The sequence below is a fragment of the Amycolatopsis sp. cmx-8-4 genome, assembly GCF_046548675.1.
Lineage (GTDB): Bacteria > Actinomycetota > Actinomycetes > Mycobacteriales > Pseudonocardiaceae > Amycolatopsis.
This window is the reverse complement of record NZ_JAEBDZ010000013.1, coordinates 23,264-42,238: the sequence shown is the minus strand read 5'-3', so window position 1 is coordinate 42,238 and position 18,975 is coordinate 23,264. Positions and strand designations below refer to the sequence as shown.

The 18,975-nt window shown below is 73.4% G+C and carries 26 protein-coding genes; 8 read left to right on the top strand and 18 right to left on the bottom strand.

Annotated elements, in window-relative coordinates; translation table 11 throughout:
* Positions 1-129: 129 nt before the first annotated feature.
* Positions 130-1,068 (bottom strand): prolyl aminopeptidase, encoded by a 939-nt coding sequence (gene pip, locus ACLJQZ_RS26550; RefSeq protein ID WP_410622583.1) that lies wholly within the window; start codon positions 1,066-1,068, stop codon positions 130-132.
* Between the two features lie 157 nt (positions 1,069-1,225).
* Entirely contained in the window at positions 1,226-2,734 is a 1,509-nt protein-coding gene (locus tag ACLJQZ_RS26545) for an FAD-dependent monooxygenase (RefSeq protein WP_410622582.1), read from the bottom strand.
* 65 nt (positions 2,735-2,799) lie between these two features.
* On the opposite strand from ACLJQZ_RS26545, the gene ACLJQZ_RS26540 reads away from it, so the two are divergent.
* Positions 2,800-3,423, top strand: a complete 624-nt coding sequence (locus ACLJQZ_RS26540) for a TetR/AcrR family transcriptional regulator (protein ID WP_410622581.1) — start codon at positions 2,800-2,802, stop codon at positions 3,421-3,423.
* 37 nt (positions 3,424-3,460) lie between these two features.
* Entirely contained in the window at positions 3,461-4,186 is a 726-nt protein-coding gene (locus ACLJQZ_RS26535; RefSeq protein WP_410622580.1) for a hypothetical protein, read from the top strand.
* Here ACLJQZ_RS26535 and ACLJQZ_RS26530 read toward each other — a convergent pair.
* The gene (locus ACLJQZ_RS26530) at positions 4,110-4,283 is read right to left on the bottom strand and encodes a hypothetical protein (RefSeq protein WP_410622774.1); all 174 of its coding nucleotides are present in this window, start codon (positions 4,281-4,283) and stop codon (positions 4,110-4,112) included. The two genes, ACLJQZ_RS26535 and ACLJQZ_RS26530, sit on opposite strands and share 77 nt — an antisense overlap.
* 34 nt (positions 4,284-4,317) lie before the next feature.
* Positions 4,318-5,205: a LysR family transcriptional regulator ArgP gene (locus ACLJQZ_RS26525; RefSeq protein ID WP_410622579.1), complete on the bottom strand. Its 888-nt coding sequence runs from the start codon at positions 5,203-5,205 to the stop codon at positions 4,318-4,320.
* Between the two features lie 67 nt (positions 5,206-5,272).
* Between ACLJQZ_RS26525 and ACLJQZ_RS26520 the strand changes: the two genes are divergently transcribed.
* Positions 5,273-5,875: a LysE/ArgO family amino acid transporter gene (locus ACLJQZ_RS26520; protein ID WP_410622578.1), complete on the top strand. Its 603-nt coding sequence runs from the start codon at positions 5,273-5,275 to the stop codon at positions 5,873-5,875.
* 28 nt (positions 5,876-5,903) lie between these two features.
* Here ACLJQZ_RS26520 and ACLJQZ_RS26515 read toward each other — a convergent pair whose 3' ends face one another.
* The 8 genes from ACLJQZ_RS26515 to ACLJQZ_RS26480 form a co-directional block, all read right to left on the bottom strand.
* The gene (locus ACLJQZ_RS26515) at positions 5,904-6,398 is read right to left on the bottom strand and encodes a methylated-DNA--[protein]-cysteine S-methyltransferase (RefSeq protein WP_410622577.1); all 495 of its coding nucleotides are present in this window, start codon (positions 6,396-6,398) and stop codon (positions 5,904-5,906) included.
* Entirely contained in the window at positions 6,398-6,775 is a 378-nt protein-coding gene (locus tag ACLJQZ_RS26510; RefSeq protein ID WP_410622576.1) for a hypothetical protein, read from the bottom strand. The genes ACLJQZ_RS26515 and ACLJQZ_RS26510 overlap by 1 nt, the downstream gene beginning before the upstream one ends.
* Positions 6,772-7,485: a 2OG-Fe(II) oxygenase gene (locus ACLJQZ_RS26505; protein WP_410622575.1), complete on the bottom strand. Its 714-nt coding sequence runs from the start codon at positions 7,483-7,485 to the stop codon at positions 6,772-6,774. Before ACLJQZ_RS26505 ends, ACLJQZ_RS26510 begins: the two co-directional genes overlap by 4 nt.
* Before the next feature lie 49 nt (positions 7,486-7,534).
* On the bottom strand, positions 7,535-8,134 hold the full coding sequence (locus ACLJQZ_RS26500) for a methylated-DNA--[protein]-cysteine S-methyltransferase (RefSeq protein ID WP_410622574.1): 600 nt from the start codon (positions 8,132-8,134) through the stop codon (positions 7,535-7,537).
* Positions 8,131-8,613: an RNA polymerase sigma factor gene (locus ACLJQZ_RS26495; RefSeq protein WP_410622573.1), complete on the bottom strand. Its 483-nt coding sequence runs from the start codon at positions 8,611-8,613 to the stop codon at positions 8,131-8,133. Before ACLJQZ_RS26495 ends, ACLJQZ_RS26500 begins: the two co-directional genes overlap by 4 nt.
* 45 nt (positions 8,614-8,658) lie before the next feature.
* The gene (locus ACLJQZ_RS26490; protein WP_410622572.1) at positions 8,659-9,864 is read right to left on the bottom strand and encodes a transporter; all 1,206 of its coding nucleotides are present in this window, start codon (positions 9,862-9,864) and stop codon (positions 8,659-8,661) included.
* Positions 9,865-10,016: 152 nt separating this feature from the next.
* On the bottom strand, positions 10,017-10,799 hold the full coding sequence (locus ACLJQZ_RS26485) for a putative protein N(5)-glutamine methyltransferase (protein WP_410622571.1): 783 nt from the start codon (positions 10,797-10,799) through the stop codon (positions 10,017-10,019).
* A 19-nt stretch (positions 10,800-10,818) separates the two neighbouring features.
* On the bottom strand, positions 10,819-11,331 hold the full coding sequence (locus ACLJQZ_RS26480; RefSeq protein ID WP_410622570.1) for a L,D-transpeptidase: 513 nt from the start codon (positions 11,329-11,331) through the stop codon (positions 10,819-10,821).
* 137 nt (positions 11,332-11,468) lie between these two features.
* Here ACLJQZ_RS26480 and ACLJQZ_RS26475 point away from each other — a divergent pair, with 137 nt between their 5' ends.
* Genes ACLJQZ_RS26475 through ACLJQZ_RS26460 form a run of 4 tightly spaced genes read left to right on the top strand, consistent with a single transcriptional unit; the run spans position 11,469 to position 13,897 of the window.
* Positions 11,469-12,203, top strand: a complete 735-nt coding sequence (locus ACLJQZ_RS26475; RefSeq protein WP_410622569.1) for a lytic transglycosylase — start codon at positions 11,469-11,471, stop codon at positions 12,201-12,203.
* Position 12,204: 1 nt separating this feature from the next.
* Positions 12,205-13,245, top strand: coding sequence for a CHAP domain-containing protein (locus ACLJQZ_RS26470; protein ID WP_410622568.1), 1,041 nt, complete (start codon positions 12,205-12,207; stop codon positions 13,243-13,245).
* The gene (locus ACLJQZ_RS26465; protein ID WP_410622567.1) at positions 13,242-13,511 is read left to right on the top strand and encodes a YbaB/EbfC family DNA-binding protein; all 270 of its coding nucleotides are present in this window, start codon (positions 13,242-13,244) and stop codon (positions 13,509-13,511) included. Before ACLJQZ_RS26470 ends, ACLJQZ_RS26465 begins: the two co-directional genes overlap by 4 nt.
* Positions 13,508-13,897, top strand: coding sequence for a hypothetical protein (locus ACLJQZ_RS26460; RefSeq protein WP_410622566.1), 390 nt, complete (start codon positions 13,508-13,510; stop codon positions 13,895-13,897). Before ACLJQZ_RS26465 ends, ACLJQZ_RS26460 begins: the two co-directional genes overlap by 4 nt.
* 64 nt (positions 13,898-13,961) lie before the next feature.
* On the opposite strand, the gene ACLJQZ_RS26455 is transcribed toward ACLJQZ_RS26460, so the two are convergent.
* Positions 13,962-14,735, bottom strand: coding sequence for an ESX secretion-associated protein EspG (locus ACLJQZ_RS26455; protein WP_410622565.1), 774 nt, complete (start codon positions 14,733-14,735; stop codon positions 13,962-13,964).
* Positions 14,736-14,783: 48 nt separating this feature from the next.
* Between ACLJQZ_RS26455 and ACLJQZ_RS26450 the strand changes: the two genes are divergently transcribed.
* Positions 14,784-15,569 (top strand): helix-turn-helix transcriptional regulator, encoded by a 786-nt coding sequence (locus ACLJQZ_RS26450; protein ID WP_410622564.1) that lies wholly within the window; start codon positions 14,784-14,786, stop codon positions 15,567-15,569.
* Positions 15,570-15,573: 4 nt separating this feature from the next.
* Here ACLJQZ_RS26450 and ACLJQZ_RS26445 read toward each other — a convergent pair whose 3' ends face one another.
* The 5 genes from ACLJQZ_RS26445 to ACLJQZ_RS26425 are packed head-to-tail and all read right to left on the bottom strand — an operon-like array spanning position 15,574 to position 18,972.
* Positions 15,574-16,137: a hypothetical protein gene (locus ACLJQZ_RS26445; RefSeq protein ID WP_410622563.1), complete on the bottom strand. Its 564-nt coding sequence runs from the start codon at positions 16,135-16,137 to the stop codon at positions 15,574-15,576.
* Entirely contained in the window at positions 16,134-16,826 is a 693-nt protein-coding gene (locus tag ACLJQZ_RS26440) for a hypothetical protein (protein WP_410622562.1), read from the bottom strand. The genes ACLJQZ_RS26445 and ACLJQZ_RS26440 overlap by 4 nt, the downstream gene beginning before the upstream one ends.
* A complete protein-coding gene (locus tag ACLJQZ_RS26435; protein ID WP_410622561.1) occupies positions 16,819-17,286 on the bottom strand; it encodes a hypothetical protein in 468 nt (155 codons plus the stop codon). Before ACLJQZ_RS26435 ends, ACLJQZ_RS26440 begins: the two co-directional genes overlap by 8 nt.
* Entirely contained in the window at positions 17,283-18,497 is a 1,215-nt protein-coding gene (locus ACLJQZ_RS26430; protein WP_410622560.1) for a WXG100 family type VII secretion target, read from the bottom strand. The genes ACLJQZ_RS26435 and ACLJQZ_RS26430 overlap by 4 nt, the downstream gene beginning before the upstream one ends.
* Positions 18,490-18,972, bottom strand: coding sequence for a hypothetical protein (locus ACLJQZ_RS26425; protein ID WP_410622559.1), 483 nt, complete (start codon positions 18,970-18,972; stop codon positions 18,490-18,492). The genes ACLJQZ_RS26430 and ACLJQZ_RS26425 overlap by 8 nt, the downstream gene beginning before the upstream one ends.
* Between the last annotated feature and the right edge of the window lie 3 nt (positions 18,973-18,975).

The window sequence follows — 18,975 nt, the reverse complement described above, 5'->3', positions numbered from 1 at the left end:
CGCCGGTGGGTGGGGCGTCACCATCGGCGGGGGCATGGCCCAGGTCCGCTGGGTCGAAACGGACACCGGCCCTGCCGCGCCTCGCGGGAGTGTGGCTCTGGGGCGCGCTGTTCTCGGTCCTGTCCGTGCTTACCGGCGGCTAGCGAACCGGTCCAGCGCGGCCAGCGTCCAAGCGCGTTTCACCGGGCTGCCGCGGTGCCCGGAGTGGTCGTCGATCAGCAGTTCCGCGCCCGGCCACGCCCGCGCCAGTTCCCAGGCCGTCGTCACCGGGCAGCTCAGGTCGAGGCGGCCGTGGACCAGCACGCCCGGGATGTCCGCCAAGAGCCCGGCGTCGCGGATCACCGCGCCTTCCTCGAGCCAGCCCGCGTTCGCGTAGTAGTGGGACGTCAGCCGCACGAACGCCATCGTCGCGTCGTCCGGAGGTCCACTGTGGACACGCGGCGTCGCGCCCGGCTCCAGCGACAGCACGGTGTCCTCCCACTCCCGCCAGGCGAGGGCCGCGCGATCCCGCTGCGCCGGGTCGTCCAGCAGCCGGACGTAGTCGGCCACGACGTCAGCGGACCCGCCGCTGAACCGCTGCCACGCCTCCGGGAAGAACCGGCCGACCCCGCGGTAGAGCCAGTCGATCTCCGAGCGTCGCGTCGTGCTGATCGCGCTGAGCACGATCTCCGACACGCGGTCCGGGTACCGCTGCGCGTACGCCAGCGCGAGCGTGGTGCCCCACGAACCGCCCGTCAGCAGCCAGCGTTCGATGCCGAGGTGCTCGCGCAGCCGTTCCAGATCGGCGACCAGGTGGTCGGTCGTGTTGTGCGCCAGCGACGTCGCCGGGTCGGCGGCGTGGGGGAGGCTGCGGCCGCAGCCGCGCTGGTCGACCAGCACCGCGCGGTAGCGGGCCGGGTCGAACACCCGCCGCATCCCCGGCGCGCACCCCTGGCCGGGCCCGCCGTGCAGCATGACCGCCGGCTTGCCGTCGGGGTTGCCGCAGGTCTCCCAGTACACGCGGTGCCCGTCGCCGACGTCGAGCAGCCCGTGGTCGTACGGCTCGATCGGCGGGTACAGCTCGGTCATGAACGCGCCCCCGTGTCCTCTTGCGGTCACCGTCCGGATCCGACCCGGGATGGTGATCATTCCGGATCGGCGCCGTCCACACGAGGGGATTTCTTGGCTGGCCGCTCGCCGGGCGCCGTGGGGAGCGCGCCGGCTTCCCGGCGCGCCCCTTGCGAGGTCAGGCGGGTTCGCCGAACCACCGGCGCAGCGCGGCGTCCAGGCCCGCGGTGCCGCCATCTTCCCGGGCCCAGGCGATGTGCCCGTCCGGCCGGATCAGGACGCCGGTCAGGGCGGGCTCGCTCTTCACGGTGAGCACCCCGACCCGATCGGCCCAGCCGCTCGCCGTCTCGCGCAGGTCCGCGGACTCGGCGAGGTCCAGCAGCAGTCCCCGGCCGTCCTGGAGGTGCTCGCCGAGGCGGGTGCCGTCGGCGAACGCGAAGTCGGGGGCGGCGCGGCCGGCGAGGTCGTGCTCGCCGTCGATCGGGTAGCGGTGCAGCACACCGGAGAGCTTCTTGGCCAGGTAGGTCGCGCCGTCGCCGGTGTTCAGCAGGTCGGTGACGACGTGGCGCAGCGCCTTCGCCCGCGGGTCGGTGCGCATCAGCGCGATCTGCGCCCGCGTCCACTCGAGCACCCACTCGCCGATCGGGTGCCGTTCGGTGGTGTAGCTGTCGAGCAGGCCCTCGGGCGCCGACCCGCGGATCGTCGCGGCCAGCTTCCAGCCGAGGTTGACCGCGTCCCCGACGCCGAGGTTGAGCCCCTGCCCGCCGAACGGCGAGTGCACGTGGGCCGCGTCGCCCGCCAGCAGGACCCGGCCGCGGCGGTAGGTGCTCGCCTGGCGCGCGTTGTCGGTGAAGCGCGTCGCGGTGTGCACCTTCGTGACGCGAACGTCCACACCGGACACCCGCCGCAGGCTGTCTTCCAGCTCCTGCGCGGTGATCGGCGCGTCGCGGTCCTCGGGTGGCCCGTCGAACTCGACGGTCAGGATCCGGCCCGGCACCGGCCCGTGGACGTAGACGCCGTGGTCGGTGTGGTTCCAGCCGGTGCGGAGCGCGTCGGCGCCGGTCAGCTCGACCAGCGCCTGCCGCCCGGTGACGGCGGGGTCGGTGCCGGGGAAGTCGAACCCGGCTCCCTTGCGCACCAGGCTGCGGCCGCCGTCGCAGCCGATCAGCCAGCCCGCGCGGATCTCGTCGTCGCCGAGGTGGACGGTCACGCCGTCGTCGTCCGCCTCGAACCCGGTCACCTCGACGCCGCGGCGCACCTCGACGCCCAGGTCGGCGGCGCGCTCGGCGAGCAGCGCCTCGACCGCCTGCTGGCGGACGACGACCACCCCGGCCGCCGGGCCGACGTCGCGGAACGCCGGATCGTCGAAGTCGACGCCCGCCGAGCTCACCATGATCCCGGCGAAGTGCCCCACGGGCGGCACCGGCCTCGCGCCGCCGGCGCCGCGGCTCTTCAGGAACTCCTGCATCCGCGCGATGTCTTCCTGCACCAGCGCCTGGAGCGCGGGCAGCATGCCGCGGCGGTAGAACGCCTCGGCCGTCGGCAGGTTGATCGACCCCGCCTTGATCGTCTGGTCCGGTTCGGGCAGCCGTTCGGCGACGAGCACGTCGACGCCCGCCAACCGCAGTTCGCAGGCGAGCATCAGGCCCACCGGTCCGCCCCCGGAGATCACCACATCCCTGTTCATGCTTTCGATGATGCCGACAAACTTGTACCGAGTCAAACTTTGTGCTCGGTCTATACTCTCGGTCCATGGCGGATCACGGACTGCGCGAGCGCAAGAAGCGGGCGACCCGGCAGCTCATCGCGGACATCGCGAGCGGCCTGTTCATCCAGCGCGGCTTCGAAGAGGTGACGGTCGCGGAGATCGCCGAGGCGGCCGGCGTCTCGAAGATGACGGTCTTCAACTACTTCCCGCGCAAGGAGGACCTGTTCCTCGACCGCCACGCCGACCGCCTGGCCGACCTGGTCTCGGCGGTGCGCGCTCGCCCGGCCGGCATGTCGGCGGCTGCCGCCTTGAGGCGTCACCAGCACGAACTGCTCGCGGCCGGCCACCCCCTGTCCGGCGCGATCCAGGGCGCGTCGGGCTTCTGGTGGGTCCTGCGCTCGAGCCCGGCACTGATGACGCGGTTCCACGAGCAGGAGCGCGAGATCGCGGAAGCGCTGGCGGAGGTGCTGTCGGAGGAGACGGGCGAGCCCTTGCGAGCCCGCACGGTGGCAGCGTTGCTGACGACGGCGATCAGCACGATCTTCGCCAACGCGGTAAGCCGCCTGGTAGCGGGCGACGAGGAGGCCGAGGTCCGCCGCGACCAGGTGACGGTGATCGACCAGGCCTTCGACCTGGTGGAACACGGAGTGGGCGACTACCCGGGCTGAGTTCGCTGCCGTCACCGTGCTGGAGTCCGTGCCCTCCATGCGCACCTTGCCCGGGACCTGCGCCGCCACCGACCCGGCGGCGGTTGGCGAGCACACGGGGTCGAGCGCTCAAGCTGCGGCGGCACGGTTCGCCCGGCGACTACCAGGACTGCGCGATCGAGCCGCATGCTCGACGGCGGTGGGTTGCGATCGGCGGCCGCCCGGCGCCCGTCTCTCCGATTGCTGCAGTGGCTCTTCCGGTCATCGTGTTGGCCGCTCCCGTCAGTGTGTTGGCCGCTCCGGTCAGCAAGTTGGCCGTTGGCGGGCAACACGGCCGTTCGCGAACGGCCGACACGGCGACCGGAAGGGCCGACACGGCGACCGGAAGGGCCGACACGGCGACCGGAAGGGCCGAAACGGCGACCGGAAGGGCCGACACGGCGACCGGAAGGGCCGACACGGCGACCGGAAGGGCCGACACGGCGACCGGAAGGGCCGACACGGCGACCGGAAGGGCCGACACGGCGACCGGAACGGCCAACTCGGCGACGGGAGTGGCCAACTCGGCGACGGGAGTGGCCAACTCGGCGACGGGAGTGGCCAACTCGGCGACTGGGGCGGCCGACACACTGACTGGGGCGGCCAACATGGCGACTGGGGCGGCCGACGCGGCGACCGGGGCGGCCAACACGGCGAGTTGGAGTGGACTAGCTCGGGTGGGCCAGTCGGAACTCGAGGTCGAGTTCGGCCGCGAGCCGTACGGCGGTGGCGCTGTCGCCGGTGAGCCGGTCCGGCAGGCTCAGGGTCACGGCGACGCGCAGCGCCATCGGCGTCGCCAGGCCGGCCAGGCGGAGGAGTTCGGTCGTCTCTTCGCGTCCCACGACGAGCCACTTTGCCAGGCCGGTCAACCGCAATTCAGCGCAATGCGGCCTTCGCGCCCTTCGCGACCGCGTCCGCCACCGTGGCCAGCCCGGGCGAGTCGAGCTTCCACTGCTGCCAGTGCAGCGGGACGTCGAGTGGCCGGTCCGGCGCCAGGTCCACCAGCGCCTCCCCGCGCGGGGCCGCCTGGATCTCGGGCACCATGCCCCAGCCGAGGCCCGTCGCCACCGCGTCCACAAAGGACTCCGATGCCGGGATGTGGTGGCGTACCAGCGTGAAGCTCCGGCGCCGGGTCAACCCGCGGAGGAAGCGGTCCTGCAGGTCGTCCTTGCGGTCGAACACGATCACCGGGGCCGCCGGGAGCAGCTGGGGGAGCGGGCCGCCGGTCAGGCGCCGCTCGATGAACTCCGGGGACGCCATCGCGCGGTAGCGCATCCGGCCGAGCCGGCGGGACGTGCAGCCCTGCACCGGCTGCGGCGCCGCCGTGACCGCGGCCATCACCAGGCCCTCACGCAGCAGTGCCGCCGTGTGGTCCTGGTCCTCGCGCTGGAGGTCGAAGCAGATCCCGAGGCCCTCGGGCACGTCGGCGAGCGCGGGCAGGAACCACGTCGCCAGGGAGTCGGCGTTCACCGCGACCGTCAGCGTCCGCGTGCCCTCCTCGCCGAACCCCAGCTCGCCGAGCGCGTCCTGCTCCAGCTGGGCCAGCGACCGCGCGAACCGGACCACCACCTGGCCCGACTCGGTGAGCCGCACCGGTTTCGTCCGCAGCAGCAGGACGCGGCCAGTGCGCTGCTCCAGGGCCTTCACCCGCTGGCTCACCGCGGACGGCGTCACGTGCAGCACCGCCGCGGCGGCGTCGAAACTCTGCTCGTCGACGACGGCGAGCAGCGTCCTGACCTGGTCGAGCGGCAGATCCGACATCACGAGCGGTAATGTTACGTAAGAATCTTTAGCTGGAGTAATACGGCCACCGGCCCTTAACGTCGGTGACGTGCTCGCTCTCCTCCTGGCCGGGTTCGGCACCGGCCTGTCCCTCATCGTCGCGATCGGCTCCCAGAACGCCTTCCTGCTGCAGCAGGGGCTGCGCGGCGGCGCCGTCGCACCGCTGGTCGCCATCTGCGCGGTGTCCGACCTGGTCCTGATCGCCCTCGGGGTCAGCGGGATCGGCGTTGTGCTCGGCCGGTGGCCGACGGCGATCGGCGTGATCGCCGTCGGTGGCGGCTTGTTCCTGCTCGGATACGGCGCCCTCGCCGCACGGCGAGCGTTCCGGCCGTCGGTGCTGAGTGTCGGTGACGGACGCACGCCGCTGCGCAAGGCGGTCCTCGCGTGCCTCGGCTTTACCTGGCTCAACCCGCACGTCTACCTCGACACCGTGCTGCTGCTCGGCTCGGTCGCGGTCGCCCACGGCGACGGCCGCTGGCTGTTCGGCCTCGGCGCCTGCGTCGCGAGCGCCGTCTGGTTCAGCGCCCTGGGATTCGGCGCCCGCCGCCTGGCCGGGGTGTTCGCCCGGCCGGCGGCGTGGCGGGTGCTGGACGCGCTCATCGCGGTGACGATGGCCGGTCTCGGTGTCTCGATGGTGCTCAGTCGCGTGTGATCACCCGCATCCGATCACCTGCATCCGATCACCACAGCTGGCCGCGGTCTTCGGCCGGTGGGCGTTCCAGCTCCAGCAGGAACGCCTTGCGTTTCAGACCACCCGCGTACCCGGTGAGCTTGCCGTTCTTGCCGACGACGCGGTGGCACGCGACCAGGATGCTCAGCGGGTTGCGCCCGACCGCCGCGCCGACCTCGTGCGGCAGCCCGCCGACGGCCTTCGCGAGGTCGCCGTAGGTGGCTGTCCCGCCGTACGGGACCTGGTCGATCGCGGCCCAGACGTCCCGCTGGAACTCGTCACCCTCGGCGCGCGTCGTGACGTCGAACTCTGTGCGCTGCCCGGCGAAGTACTCCTTCAGCTGCCGGGCGGCCTCCGGGAACGCCGTGTCGTCGCGCTCGCCGAACGCCGTGCGGTCCGGGCGGGTCCAGTGGTGCGGGAAGTACAGGCCGGTGACGACGGTGCCGTCGTCGTCGCCGACCAGGGTCAGCTCGCCGATCGGCGAGTCGATGATCGCGTGTTTCATCAGTTCTCCCACCTGCTGCCGTCCGCCCGCGCGCCACGCAGGCCGGGCAGCGGACTCTCTTCGAGGGCGGCCGTGACCACCGTCCGATGTGGACTCCACGACGTCGATGCCGTGAGCCGCCGGGCCATTCCGGCCCAGCCGGCCGGCGTCGCGCTGACGACCCAGACGTCCGGTTCGGAGGCCGCGAACCGCCGGGCTTGCCGCAGCCACGATGCCGCCGTCTCCGGCCACGTCACCGTCGCCAGGACCAGGCCGCCCCACGCCGCGGCGATTCGCGCGCCGTCGGCCCGCGACCCCGCGTCGGCCGCCGTGCCGAGCACGATGTGCCGCGCTCGCCCCACGAGACGCAGCACCGCGTCGAGTTCCGCGTCGGTCATGTCGCGTCGTGGAACACGAGACCGAGCGTGTGCCGCTGCCCCGAACGGACCGCCGACACGCCGTGCCGCACCGGTGCCGCCGACCAGCCGCGGGCCGAGCGGACCGGCCGGTCGCGCGTGGTGAACACCAGGCCGTGGCCCTGCGGGATGAGCGTCGCCGTGCCGCGGGACTGCGCCCGCGGCCGTTGCTCGACCAGCAGGAACTCGCCGCCGGTGTGGTCGGTGCCCGGCTCGTTGAGGTTGATCACGACCTGCAGCGGGAACACCTTGTCCCCGTAGAGGTCCCGGTGCAGCGCGTTCCAGCCGCCCTCCTGGTAGCGCAACAGGATCGGCGTCGGCCGGGTCTGGCCCGCGTCGTGGCAGATCGCCAGCCACTCCTCGAGGGTGTCCGGCCACTCGGCGTCCCGGCCGAGCCGGGCGGCCCAGTCACGCGCGATCGGCAGCAGCCGCGGGTACAACGCCTGACGCAGCGCCCGAATCGGTTCCGGGAACGGCTCGGCGAAGTAATGGTAGTCGCCGTGGTCTCCGAAGCGGTACCGCCGCAGGTTCACCGTCGCGCGGAAGTGCTCCGGCTCGCCCCAGAGCGCGACGAGCTTCGCGCATTCCGCGGGGCTGAGCAGCCGCGGCAGCAACGCGCAGCCGTAGTCGTCGACCTCGGTGGCCACCGAGGCCCAGTCGGCCGAGGCGACGCGCTTCTCGAAAGTGCTCATGCCCTGTAGACGCGTGGGCCGGGTGAAACGTGAGATCGGAACCGGCAGCTCAGGCCGCGGCTTCCAGGTCGAGCAGGACCCGCTTGGCCTCTTCGCCGCCGGCGTACTGGCCGTACGAGCCGTCGGAGCGGACGACGCGGTGGCAGGGGACCACCACCGGCAGCGGGTTGCGGGCGCACGCCGTGCCCACCGCGCGGACCGCCTTCGGGCTGCCCGTGGCCGTGGCGACCTGGGCGTAGCTCTCGGTGTGGCCGTAGCCGATCTCGGGCAGGTGCTCCAGGACCGAGAGCCGGAACCCGTGGGCCAGCCGGAAGTCCAGGGCCACGTCGAAGGTTTGCCGGCTACCGGTGAAGTACTCGTCGAGCTGGCGGGTGACGGCGTCGAGGCGGGCGGGGGCGCGGAGGATCCGGGGGCTGATGATGTCGGCCAGCTCGGCCAGCACGGCGTCGTGGTCCTGGCGGTCGAAGGCCACCTTGACCAGACCTCGCTCGGTCGCGGCCAGCAGCAGCGGGCCGACCGGGGAGTCGAGGGTGCGGTAGGCGAGGTCCAGCAGGCCCTCGCGCTCGGCGGCGGCGGACAGCCGCTCGTGCATGTGGTGTGGCACGACTTCGTAGCCCGTCCCGGGGTACGTCATGAAGATGTCACTCATGAGTGCGCTCCTTCCAAGCTCGCCGGATAGGTGACCCGCAGGGCCTTGACGCCGTCGGCGGCCGCCCGCCGGGCGGCGTCGACGCTGCCCCCGATGATCTCCGCGATGTCGCGGTAGGGCAGCCCGGCCAGGTAGTGGTAGGCGACGGCGGCACGCTGCTTGTCCGGCAGCTTCGCCAGCGCGTTCCACAGGTCGCCATCCCACTCCGCGGCACGGCCGGGCCGATCCGGGACTTCGCCGACCGGGACCGGGCCGCGCGCCTGGGCCCGGGTGACGTCGACGGCCTTGCGGTGCGCGATCGTGACGAGCCACGCCTGGACGTTGGCGTCAGGCGGCAGGTCCGGGTACGCCTTGAGCGCCGAGAGGAAGGTTTCCGACCAGGCGTCTTCGGCGTCCGCCGGCCCGAGCACGGCCCGGCAGACCCGGAGGACCATCGGCCCGTGCTCGGCCACGACTTGCTCGAACGGTTTCACGATCACACCTAGTAGACGCGCCGGACGCGGGAAACGTGAGACCCGATCCTGTCACGCGTACGGGTACACCCAGTACCCGTCCCCGTCGAGGAGGTGGTTCGCGACGACGAACTGCCGGACGCTCGCCAGCAGCGCCTGGTAGTCCGTGTCCAGCACCGGCTGGACCGCGTAGGACGGGCCCCGCTCGACGCCCGGCGCCGGCAGCGTCGCGCCGTCGTAGGTGGTGTCGAACGGGTAGACGGCACACGTGTTGACCAGCCCGTCCGGCCGGTTCGCGTAACCCGGGCCCCAGCGCTGGGCGCAGGCCAGCTCGGCGGTCGCGCGGTGGGCGGCCTGGGCCGCGGTGTCGTGGTGCAGCCGCGTGATCGGGTACGTCCGGTTCGCGCCGGTGCCCTGGAAGCCGGGGTTGCCCGGGACGAAGTGGCCCTGCCGGAGGCCGGGGTAGGTGCTCGGGAAGCCGGTCATCGCGGTCCGGACCAGCGCGGCCGACGCCGGGAAGCCGGACGTCGCCGCGTTGTCCAGGACGTAGAGCGGCTGGAAGCCGAACGCGCAGTCGCTGCCGGCCGCGTACGCCGGGTCCAGCAGGCGGGCGACGTCGCAGCGCAGGTACGCGCTGTGCGCGCCGGTCACCAGCGTGGTGCGGCCGCCGGTGTCCTCGGCGACCAGGTGCCGCTCGCCGACGTACCAGGTGCGCTGCTCCGCCCGCACGGACGGCGAGTCGGCGGGGGACGCGGGATCGGTGCCCTCCAAGGTGAACACGCGCGTTTCGTCGGACTGCGCGCGCCAGTCGGCGACGCTCTTGAGGACCTGGGCGCTCGCGGTGTCGCAGTGCGCGGTGCCGGTGGTGTAGCGCGGGCCGCAGCTCATCGAGACGCCGAACTTCATCGCGTCGGTGACCACGCCGGACAGCGACCAGCCGACCATCCGCGTCGCGACTTCGAGGCGCCGTTGCGCGGGCAGCAGGTTGCTGGTCGAGATGACCCGGGCCCACGCCGCGCCGATGACGGCGCAGCCCGCTTCCGGGCAGGCGTAGCGCTGGTAGGCCATGTCCGTGATGGTGCAGCTGGCGAAGCGGTTCTTCGTCCAGTAGCCGTTCTTGACGTCCTTGCGGCACTCGTCGAACGTCACGGGCGCCGGGGTGTTCTGGTCGAGACCGGACAGCTGCCGGGGCGCTTCCGCGGCGGCCACCGGGATCGCGCGGAAGACGCCGACGGCCCGGTCCGGTGCCGCGGAGGCGGTCGCCGAAATGCTCGACAAAAGGATGGTGACAATTCCTAGTGAACCGAAGAGCCGTGTTCTGAAAGGCATTACTCCCCATTCCGCGGATCCGGGCTGTCACGCTAGCGCGGCCCGATCAGCGGGGTCACTCCGACGAAGGAGTGAACGGAAAGTGTTGCCGCATCAATCACTCACACGATCGGGGCGGTTCCGCTCACGACGGTGGCACCGAGTTCTGCGGAATTGTGCACCCGCGGTGACAGTCCGGCCACGGCGAAGATTTCCCCGGCGACCGGAGCCTGCCGCTCGCTCGATTCGATCAGCAGCACCCCGCCCGGAGCCAGCCAGTCCGGAGCGCCCGCGGCGACCCGGCGGGCGAGGTCGAGCCCGTCCACGCCGCCGTCGAGCGCGGTCAGCGGTTCGTGCAGCCGCGCTTCCGGCGGCATGGTCGCGACGGCGTCCGACGGCACGTACGGCACGTTCGCCAGGAGCACGTCGACGCGGCCGCGCAGCGAATCCGGCAGGGCGTCGTAGAGGTCGCCCAGGTACACCGCGCCGGGCACGTTGACGCGGGCGCACTCGACGGCCGCCGGTTCGACGTCGGCCGCGTGCAGCTCACCGGGGGAGACCAGCGAGGCGAACGCGGTCCCGAGCGCGCCGGACCCGCAGCACAGGTCGAGCACGACCGGGTCCGGCGGGGCCAGCGAGACGGCGACGTCGACCAGGAACTCCGTGCGGTGCCGCGGCACGAACACCCCGGGCGCCACGGTGATCCGCAGGCCGTGGAACTCCGCCCAGCCGAGCAGGTGTTCCAGCGGGAGGCCGGCGACCCGGCGTTCGACCAGCTCGTCGAGCTCCGCAGACGTCTTCGCGGCGGCGAGCAGCAGGTCCGCTTCGTCCTCGGCGAACACGCACCCGGCGGCGCGCAGCTTCGAGACGACGTCGGCGTGGGAGGCGTGGGAGGTGTCGGGCACGGATCACCGTACCCGGGGATCAGGCCCGGACCTGCACCGCGTCGCCGACGCCGAGGCCGTCGAAGAACGCCGCCGAGTCGGCGTCGGACAGGTGCACGCAGCCGTGCGACGGCGCGTCCAGCGGCCCGGCGTGGAACGCGATGCCACCGGCGGCGAAGAACACCGAGTTGGGCATGTTCGTCCCGTAGACGCTGCTGTGGTGGTCCCGGTCCTTCCAGACGACGTGGAACGACCCGGCCGGCGTCGCCTGGTCGGGCGGGCCGAACCCGGCCGGGACCGGGCCGCGCACCACCTGACCGTCGTGCAGCAGCCACGCGAGGTGCTGTGACAGGCTCACGCACGCGCCGGTCTTGACGTCGCAGGGCGGCGCGGTCGGCGGTGCCGGGGTGGGTGTGGGGGTCGGCGTCGCCGAGGTGGTCGGCGGGAGCGTCGACGGCTCCGCGATCAGGCTGGGCGTCGTCTCCCGCGGCGCGGCACAAGCCGCCGTGACCAGCAGGAACCCCAAGAGGGCCACCGCCCGCGTGCTGCGCATCCGTCGTCTCCTCGTGTCGTGCGTCCGCAGTTCAGTACGTCCGAGCGGGCCGAAAGGTTGAGCCGGGCGTGCAACGGGCGTGTCCCTGCGTGCAGCGCGGCTACCGCGGCGGGTACCCGGACGGTCAAGGTCGAACCATGACGAAGCTGAGCGCCGAGCAGATCGCCCGGCACGCCTACGACGCCGGGTTCCGCGGCCAGGGCCTGACCACCGCGGTCGCCGTCGCGCTGGCCGAGTCCGGCGGGCGCACGACCGCGCACAACGGGACCCCGCCGGACAACTCCTACGGCCTCTGGCAGATCAACATGCTGGGCGCGCTCGGCCCGGACCGGCGCCACCAATACCACCTGAAGTCGAACGACGCGCTGTTCGACGCGGACACCAACGCGCGGGTCGCGAAGGACATCTCCAGCGATGGCAAGGACTTCACGCCCTGGTCGACGTACACGAACGGCGCCTACAAGGACCACCTGACCGCCGCACGCAAGGCCGCCCAGGACGTCACGAAGCACCACGGCAAGCCGGCCCACGCGCAGTCCGGGAGCACGCCGAGCGGTGCGCTCCGGGTCGACGACACCGTGCTGCACGCCTACGTCAAGCGCACCCACGGCGTCTCCGACGCCCTCGGCGGCGCGGCGGGGCACCTGGGCGACGTCCGGGACATCGCCGGGGACAGCTTCGGCAAGATCGGCAAGGAGTCCGGGTTCGCCGACGCGCTCGCCGGCTTCGGGCTGGCGCTGCAGAAGCAGGTCAAGGGCGTCGGCACGCACGCCACCGGGCTGGCGACCGCCGCGCAGAAGGCCGCCGAGTCCTACCGCGACCACGAGACGGCCACCGCCGCCGCCCTCGACGAACACGCCCGACGGAGCTGACATGGACACGACCGCGCTCGCGCATTCGTTCGCGAAAGACCTCATCGCGCACCGCAACAAGCTCGCCGGGAAGGCGGAGGACGCCGTCCGCGCCGAGTACGCGCTCAACCGGGTGGCGTCGTCGCTGGACGACCAGCACGCCGCCTACCACAAGGAAAGCACCACCGTCCTGGGTCACTGGGACGGCCACGGTTCCGACGGCTTCAAGCACAACAGCGCGAAGCTGACGAAGGAGCTGAAGGTGACCGGCACCGCGGGGGCGGCGGCCGAGAAGATCGTCGCGCACATCGCGTCCACAGTGGACAGCGGGCACACGGCCGTGCAGCGGCTCGTCGACGAGTACACCACCAAGGCCAAGCAGGTCCTCGACGCCGGCACCGCCGCCGGGACGCAGGCCGCGCTGATGCGGGCCGTCGGGCACGCCGCCGACCTCGCGCCGCACTACACGCGGCAGTCGGCGTCGACCCTGCGGCACGTCGACGCCGAACTCAAGGCGGCGGCGAAGAAGCTGCGAGCGTTGCAGAAGGACCTGACGCACGACGGCGTCATGGACAAGGCCGTGGCCAAAACCGAGGCCACGCACGCCAAGAAGCCCCACGGTGGCGGCACGAGCAAGGCGTCCGCCAATGGCAAGGACGTCGTCCACGCGGCGCGGATGCAGCTGGGCGTCCGGGAGAACCCGCCGGGCAGCAACAAGAACCCGTACGGGCCGACCGCCGCGTGGTGCTCGTCGTTCGCGACGGCGATGTGGCGCAAGGCCGGGGTGAAGATCCCGATCCTGCCCTTCAGCGGCGACGTCTACCACTGGGGCCAGGAGAACGGGCACGCGTACGGCAAGAACTCGCTGCACGACGCGCGCCCGGGTGACGTGCTGATCTTCGGCACCGGCCCGCAGAACACGTCGACGAGCACGCACATCGGCATCGTCGAGAAGGTCGAAGGCGACAAGGTCACGATGATCGAGGGCAACTCCGGGGACGCGGTCCGCCGCAACACGCACACGCTCTCGTCGTCGACGTTCTACGGAGGGGTCCACCCGTGATCACCGGAAAAGCCGCCGACCGGACGGTCGCCGTCGAGGTCGCGCCCGGCGGCGCGCTGCAGGAGCTGACGCTGGAGGCGTCGGCGCTCCGCCTCGAGCCGGACGAGCTGGCCCGCCGCATCCTGCTGCTCACCGCGGCGGCGTCGGCCCGCGCCACGGCGTCGCTGTGGCACACCCTGCCGGAAGGCGACCTGGACGCGCTCGGCCTGAGCGCGCCCGGGGAGCCGGCGGAAGAGACGACGCCCGAGAGCTGGCGAGCCCAGTGAGCGCCGAGCGCACGGCCGTGGAGCTGGCCGACGACGCCTTCGCGGCGCCCGACCCGGGCTACGGCGCCCGGCTGGCCCTGATCCGCGCCGCCGCGGCCGCCGACGGCGTCTCGCTGGCGGTGGACCTGCACGGGTCCCTGGTGGACCTGCGGTTCGACCGGTGGGCGCTGAACCGCTCGCCGGGGGAGCTGGCCGATCTGGTGCGCCGGCTGGCGGCCGAGGCCGCCGCCGACGCGCTGCGGCAGGGGCGGGAGGTGCTGGGCGAGCTGCTGCCGGAGTCCTCGCTGCCCGCCGAGCGCGTCTGGGGGCCGGAAACCCGGCCCGTCCGGCTGGCGCGGCTGGACCGGGAGGACGACGCGTTCGCCCCGGCGACCTGGGCCACCTGACAGTCGTGAGTGTTTAGGGCGGTTCTAACCGCCCTAAACACTCACGACGAGCCGCGGCAGGACGCTAACGGGCGTCGTCGGTCAGGCGGGTGACGCGGTCGGCGAACCAGGCGTCGTCCGCGGGGGTCACCATCACCCACGGCTCGCCGCCTGCGTTCTCCGGCGTCACGGCGTAGCGGCCCGCCGCCGTGTCGAACCAGGCCAGCACCGGCGTGCGGCCGGCCGGGCCGGTCGCGGCGAGCTGGCCCGCGGCGTAGTGCTCGGCCGTCACGAGCGTCGCGAGTGGACGGATCGACCGGCCGGTGATCCCGGCCGCGCCGAGGGCCCGCTCGAACGCGTCGTACCCGGACTGCGCGTACGCGTCCATCGCCGCCGCGTACGCCGCGCGCGGCAACCGGAGCTGCTCGCCGGGGCCCGGAGGCAGCGAACCGAGCATGCGCGTCACCGCCGGGACCAGGTCGGCGGCACGCATCGGCTCCAGCACCAGGTCCCGCTCGTCCAGCACGGCCAGCACCCCGGCCGGGCCCCGGACGGCGGCCAGCAGCCGCCACGGCGCCTCGCCGAGCACCAGCGCGTCCACGCTCAGCGCGGGCGCCCCGAGCAGCACGAACAGGTCCGCCAGCCCCGGGGCGACGGCGTCGCCGTCGGTGAGACCGGCCTCGGTGAGCCCGGCGAAGACGCGCACACCCAGGTCGTCGCGCTCGGCGTGGGTGGCGCCGTGCGCCGGCACGTCGAACGGGTACGGCGGCGGCCCGCCCGGCCCCAGGTCCTCCCAGAGGAGATCGAACTCCAGATGCGACAGGATCACTCCCGCCGCCGTCGCGGTGCGCCGCGCCATGGTCCCCCTTCCCGTGGGATGCGGCCGCCGTCGGGCACGATGGTGCCGATGGCCGAGCCGCACTCAGTCGACGTACCCGCGACCGGGTACCTCGTCGTCCGCGCTTCGGGCGCCGCGGCCGCCCGCGCGGCCATCCTCGGCGGCTCGGCCGCGCCCGAGAGCGTCCAGCTGCTGCTGCGCTGCCCGGTCCCGCGCGCCGTCGCCGAGTCCGGCGCGAAGCTGACGTTCGCCGACGCGACGCTGCACCTGCAGCCGTCCGGCGTCGTGATGCTGACCGTCGCGGCGGCGAAGCTGTCCATCTCGTTCGCCGAGCTGCGGCCGCTGATGTTCCGGCCGGTCGAGGTGGCCGCGCCGCTGCGGTCGCTGTTCGCCGGCGCGGTCGCGCACGTCCTGGCGGCGGGCCCGCGGCTGGACCCGCACGGCTTGGCCCACCACCTGCTCGGCCTCGCCGAACTGGTGCTGCGAAGCGCGCTTCGCGTCGAGCTGGACCGCGTCGACGCGCTCGCGGCGCGAAGGCGCGAAGCGGTGGAGTACATGCGCGCCCACCTGGGCGAGCAGTCGCTGAGCGCGGACCGGATCGCCGAAGCGCTGTACATCTCGCGACGGCGGCTGTACCAGCTGTTCGACGACGGCCAAGGTGTCTCGGAACGGCTGAAGGGGCTGCGGATCGAGCGGGCCAAGGTGCTGCTGGCGGACCCGGCGAAGGCGGGCCGTGGGATCGCGGAGATCGCGCGTGACTGCGGGTTCATCAGCGCCCCGCACTTCTCGCGGACGTTCCGCCGCGCCACCGGGCGGACGCCGCGCGAGTTCCGAGAGCAGGCGCTGCGGGGCTGACGCATCAGCGTCTCGCACTTCTGGCGGCACCCGCGCGGGGTTCGGCCGGGGTCAGGTCGACGCCCGCGACCAGCGTCCCGGCCAGGCCCGCGACCTCCAGCCAACCGCGGCCGCCGGGGGAGTGCAAAGTGAACACGGCCGCGCGCGGGCGGTCCGGGTCGAGCACGACGGCCTGCAGCTGCGCGCCCGAAAGGCCGATCCGCTCGACGATCACCACCGGGTAGCCGCGGCCGGTGCGGGCGCTGCTGACCTCGCGGATGCCCGGCGTCTTGTCCGCGACGAAGTGGCCGAGGTCCGCGGCGGCGGCCTCGTCGAGCGGGCCGTCGACCGCGACGACGCCGGCGATGAGCAACGCGGGGTCGGCGTCGCGGTGCTCGACCAGCGCCAGCAGGCCCGCCCGCTGCTCGTGGGCGATCTCGGCGGACTGCACCGCGGCCGCTTCCAGGCCCAGGTCACGGGCGGCGTCGGGGCCGCGCAGCCGCACCATCAGCGCGTGCAGCTCGGCGGTCGTGCGCTCGACCGAGGCCAGGCTCACCGGGCTGATCCCCGGCACGGCGGGCAGTTTCACCGGCCACCCAGTGCCGCGGTGAACGCGCCGACGGCGCCGGCGGGCGGGGTGACCGGCGCGACGGGCGTCCGCGCGACGGTGACGCCCAGATCGCGGCCGGCTTGGGAGAACGTGTCGAGTTGTTTTGCCAGGCCACGGAAATCCGGTGCGCTGGGCAGTGGGGCGCCGTCGCCGAGGGACCGCAGCCGTTCGGCGACGCGGGCCGCTTCGGTGCCGTGGACGCGTTCGAGGTCGCGCGCCTGGTCCAGCAGGCGGTCGAGGTCCCGTCGCGCGGCCGTGAGCCGACTGCGAGCGGCGGTCAGTTCACCTTCGGCGCCGGGAGAGAACTGGACGGTCGTCTCGGCGCGTTCGACGTCGTCCTGGGCGTCGACGACCGCGCGCCGGGCGGTGCCGGCCCGGTGGTCGAGGTCTTCGGCCTGACGTCGGTGGGCCGCGAGGACGCCGGCCCAGTCGTCGAGGACGGCGGCGGCCTCGCGGAGTGCTTCGGGCACGGCGGCGAGGCCCGCGCGAGTGCGCCCGGCGCGGTCGGCGAGGGCCTGCGCGGACCGGCCGGCCCACTCGGGGATCTCGCCGGGGGTGGGAGCTTCGCCGAGCTTCGCGGCGGCCGCGACGCAGCGGCGGGCCGCTTCGGCGACGGCGTCGGCGCTGCCGGGGACGGGGTCGAAGCCGAGACCCCGGAACTTAGCCATCGGCACGGCCGGAATCGCCGAAAACGGCCGGGCCGAACGAGCCGGCGCCGCCGAGGTCGGTGCGCTGGTGGGGCTGCGCCGTGGTCGGACCTGAGTCGGTGGCGGGCGCCTGATCGGCGTCGGCGGGCCGAAGGGGCTGCGTTGCGGTCTGGCCGGGGTCGTCCGATCCCGGCTGTGCGGTGATGCGGCCCAGTGCTTCCGCCGCGCTCGCGTCCGCGCCGCGGAAGGCCTTCGCGGCCGCGCGGACGCTGTCCGCCGCTGCCGCGTAGTCCGTTCGTACGGCTCGTATCCTGCCGGACCACTCGCCGGTCAGCGCGGTGAGCGCGGCCGCCGGGGGGCCGAGGTCGCCACTCGCCGTCGCCTCGACGTCGGCCGAGGCCGCCGCGAACTCGTCGGCCGTGTCCTCCAGGCGCACCGCCAAGGCGTCCAGGGCGGCCGGGTCGGCGTGGAATCCGGTCATTCGCCGAACACCGGGGGATAGGCCGGGGGCAGGTCGTCCAGCAGGTCGTAACCGTCGGCGTACTTGTCGCGGTGCTCGGTGTCGTCCTCGCCCCGCGCGCCGCCCTGGCCGGGCGGGTACATGCCGTAGCCGCCCGCCGAGCCGCGGCCGCCGGTCGCGCCGGGGCCGAAGCCGGACGTCCCGGCGCCGAACCGGCCCGTGCCCGCCCGCTCGCCCTCGCCGAGCCCACCCGCGCCCGCACCGGCACCGCTGCCCGTCGGGCCCGGCAGGCCCGCGAAGCCGGGGACCGAGCCGGAACCGGAGCCACCCGCGCCGATCACGCCGTCGAGACCGGAAAGCCCGGGCAGCCCGCCGATCGCGCCGGGCACGGACCCGGTGAGCGTGCCCGGCAGCACACCCGCGGTCGTCGTCGAGTCGTCCGGCAGGCCGCCGGAACCGTGGTCCGGGCCGGGCGAAGGCGTAGGAGACGGCGACGGCGTGGGTGACGGCGAAGGCGTGGGAACGGGCGAAGGCGCGGGAGGCACGCGGGGCATCACCGCGTCCTCACCCTTCGCGCTCACCTGCGGCGCCGCGTCGAACGCCGGCGGCAGGCGGTGGCGGACCTCGTGGCTCGCCCCTTCGTACTGCTCCATCACGCGCACGGCTTCGGCCTTCGCGTCGTCGGCCTGCTTCTTCGTGGGGAGCTTGTCGTCGAGCAGGTCGTTCAGCATGTACGTGCCCTCGGGGCCGTCCAGCCGCTTGACCGCGTAGCCCTCCTGGAACCACCGCTCGGCCCAGTAGTGCACCGGCTCCGGCATCTTCCGCCGGGCCTCGCCGATGGCCGAGGTGTAGGTGTCGAGGCCGTCGCCGATGCTCCGGGCGTTCTCACCCGCCGTCGCGGCCCAGCCCGTCAGCTTCTGGATCGAGTCCGCGGCCTGCGCCGCCGACGGTCCCCGCCACGACAGCAGCAGCTTCTGCACCGTCGCGTGGACGTCGCCGGTGGCGGTGTCGACGCCCTTGGCGAGCTCGGCCCACCGGTGCGCCTGCTCGCCCAGCTTCGGCGGGTCGGCCGACTGGACCATGTCCCACAGCTCGCGGTGGTCGTAGCTGTCCCAGTTGATCCGCCCGAAGGCGTCCTCCTGCCGGTTCGCGATCTTCTCGCGGCGGACGCGCCGCGCCTTCGCCTTCTCGCGCTTCGTCGGCTCGTGGTTCGTGGAGTGGTAGTCAGGCATCCTGCGCCCCCGCGCTCGCCGCCAGCGTGGCTGCGGCTTCTTCGTCGTTACGGCGGTGCGAAGCGGCGACGGTGTCGAGCGCCTGCCGCAGCGAAGCCAGTTCGGTCAGGTAGGACAGCAACGCCGTCTGCACGCCACCGGCCTCGGCGCCCCCGCGCAGCCCGAACGACGCGCGCATCCAGTGCGAGACCGGCCCCTTGCCGTCGGCGAGCGGGGTGCCCAGGTCCTGGGCGTTGCCGAGGTAGCGGGCGACCTCCTGGTACCGCTCGTCGAGGGCCTTCTGCGCGGCGGCGATCTCGGCGTAGTCCAGCGCGAGCACGTCACCGCCGTCGGCGACGAGCGTGGCCGAGCCGACGCCTTCCGGCTTCGCGACGCTCGAGGCCTTCTCCCGCGGTTCGTGCTGGTCCTGTTTCTCCTGCCGCTGCTCCGCGCGCAGCTGCCGCCGCGCGTCGGCCTCGTCGCGCACTGTCGCCATGGA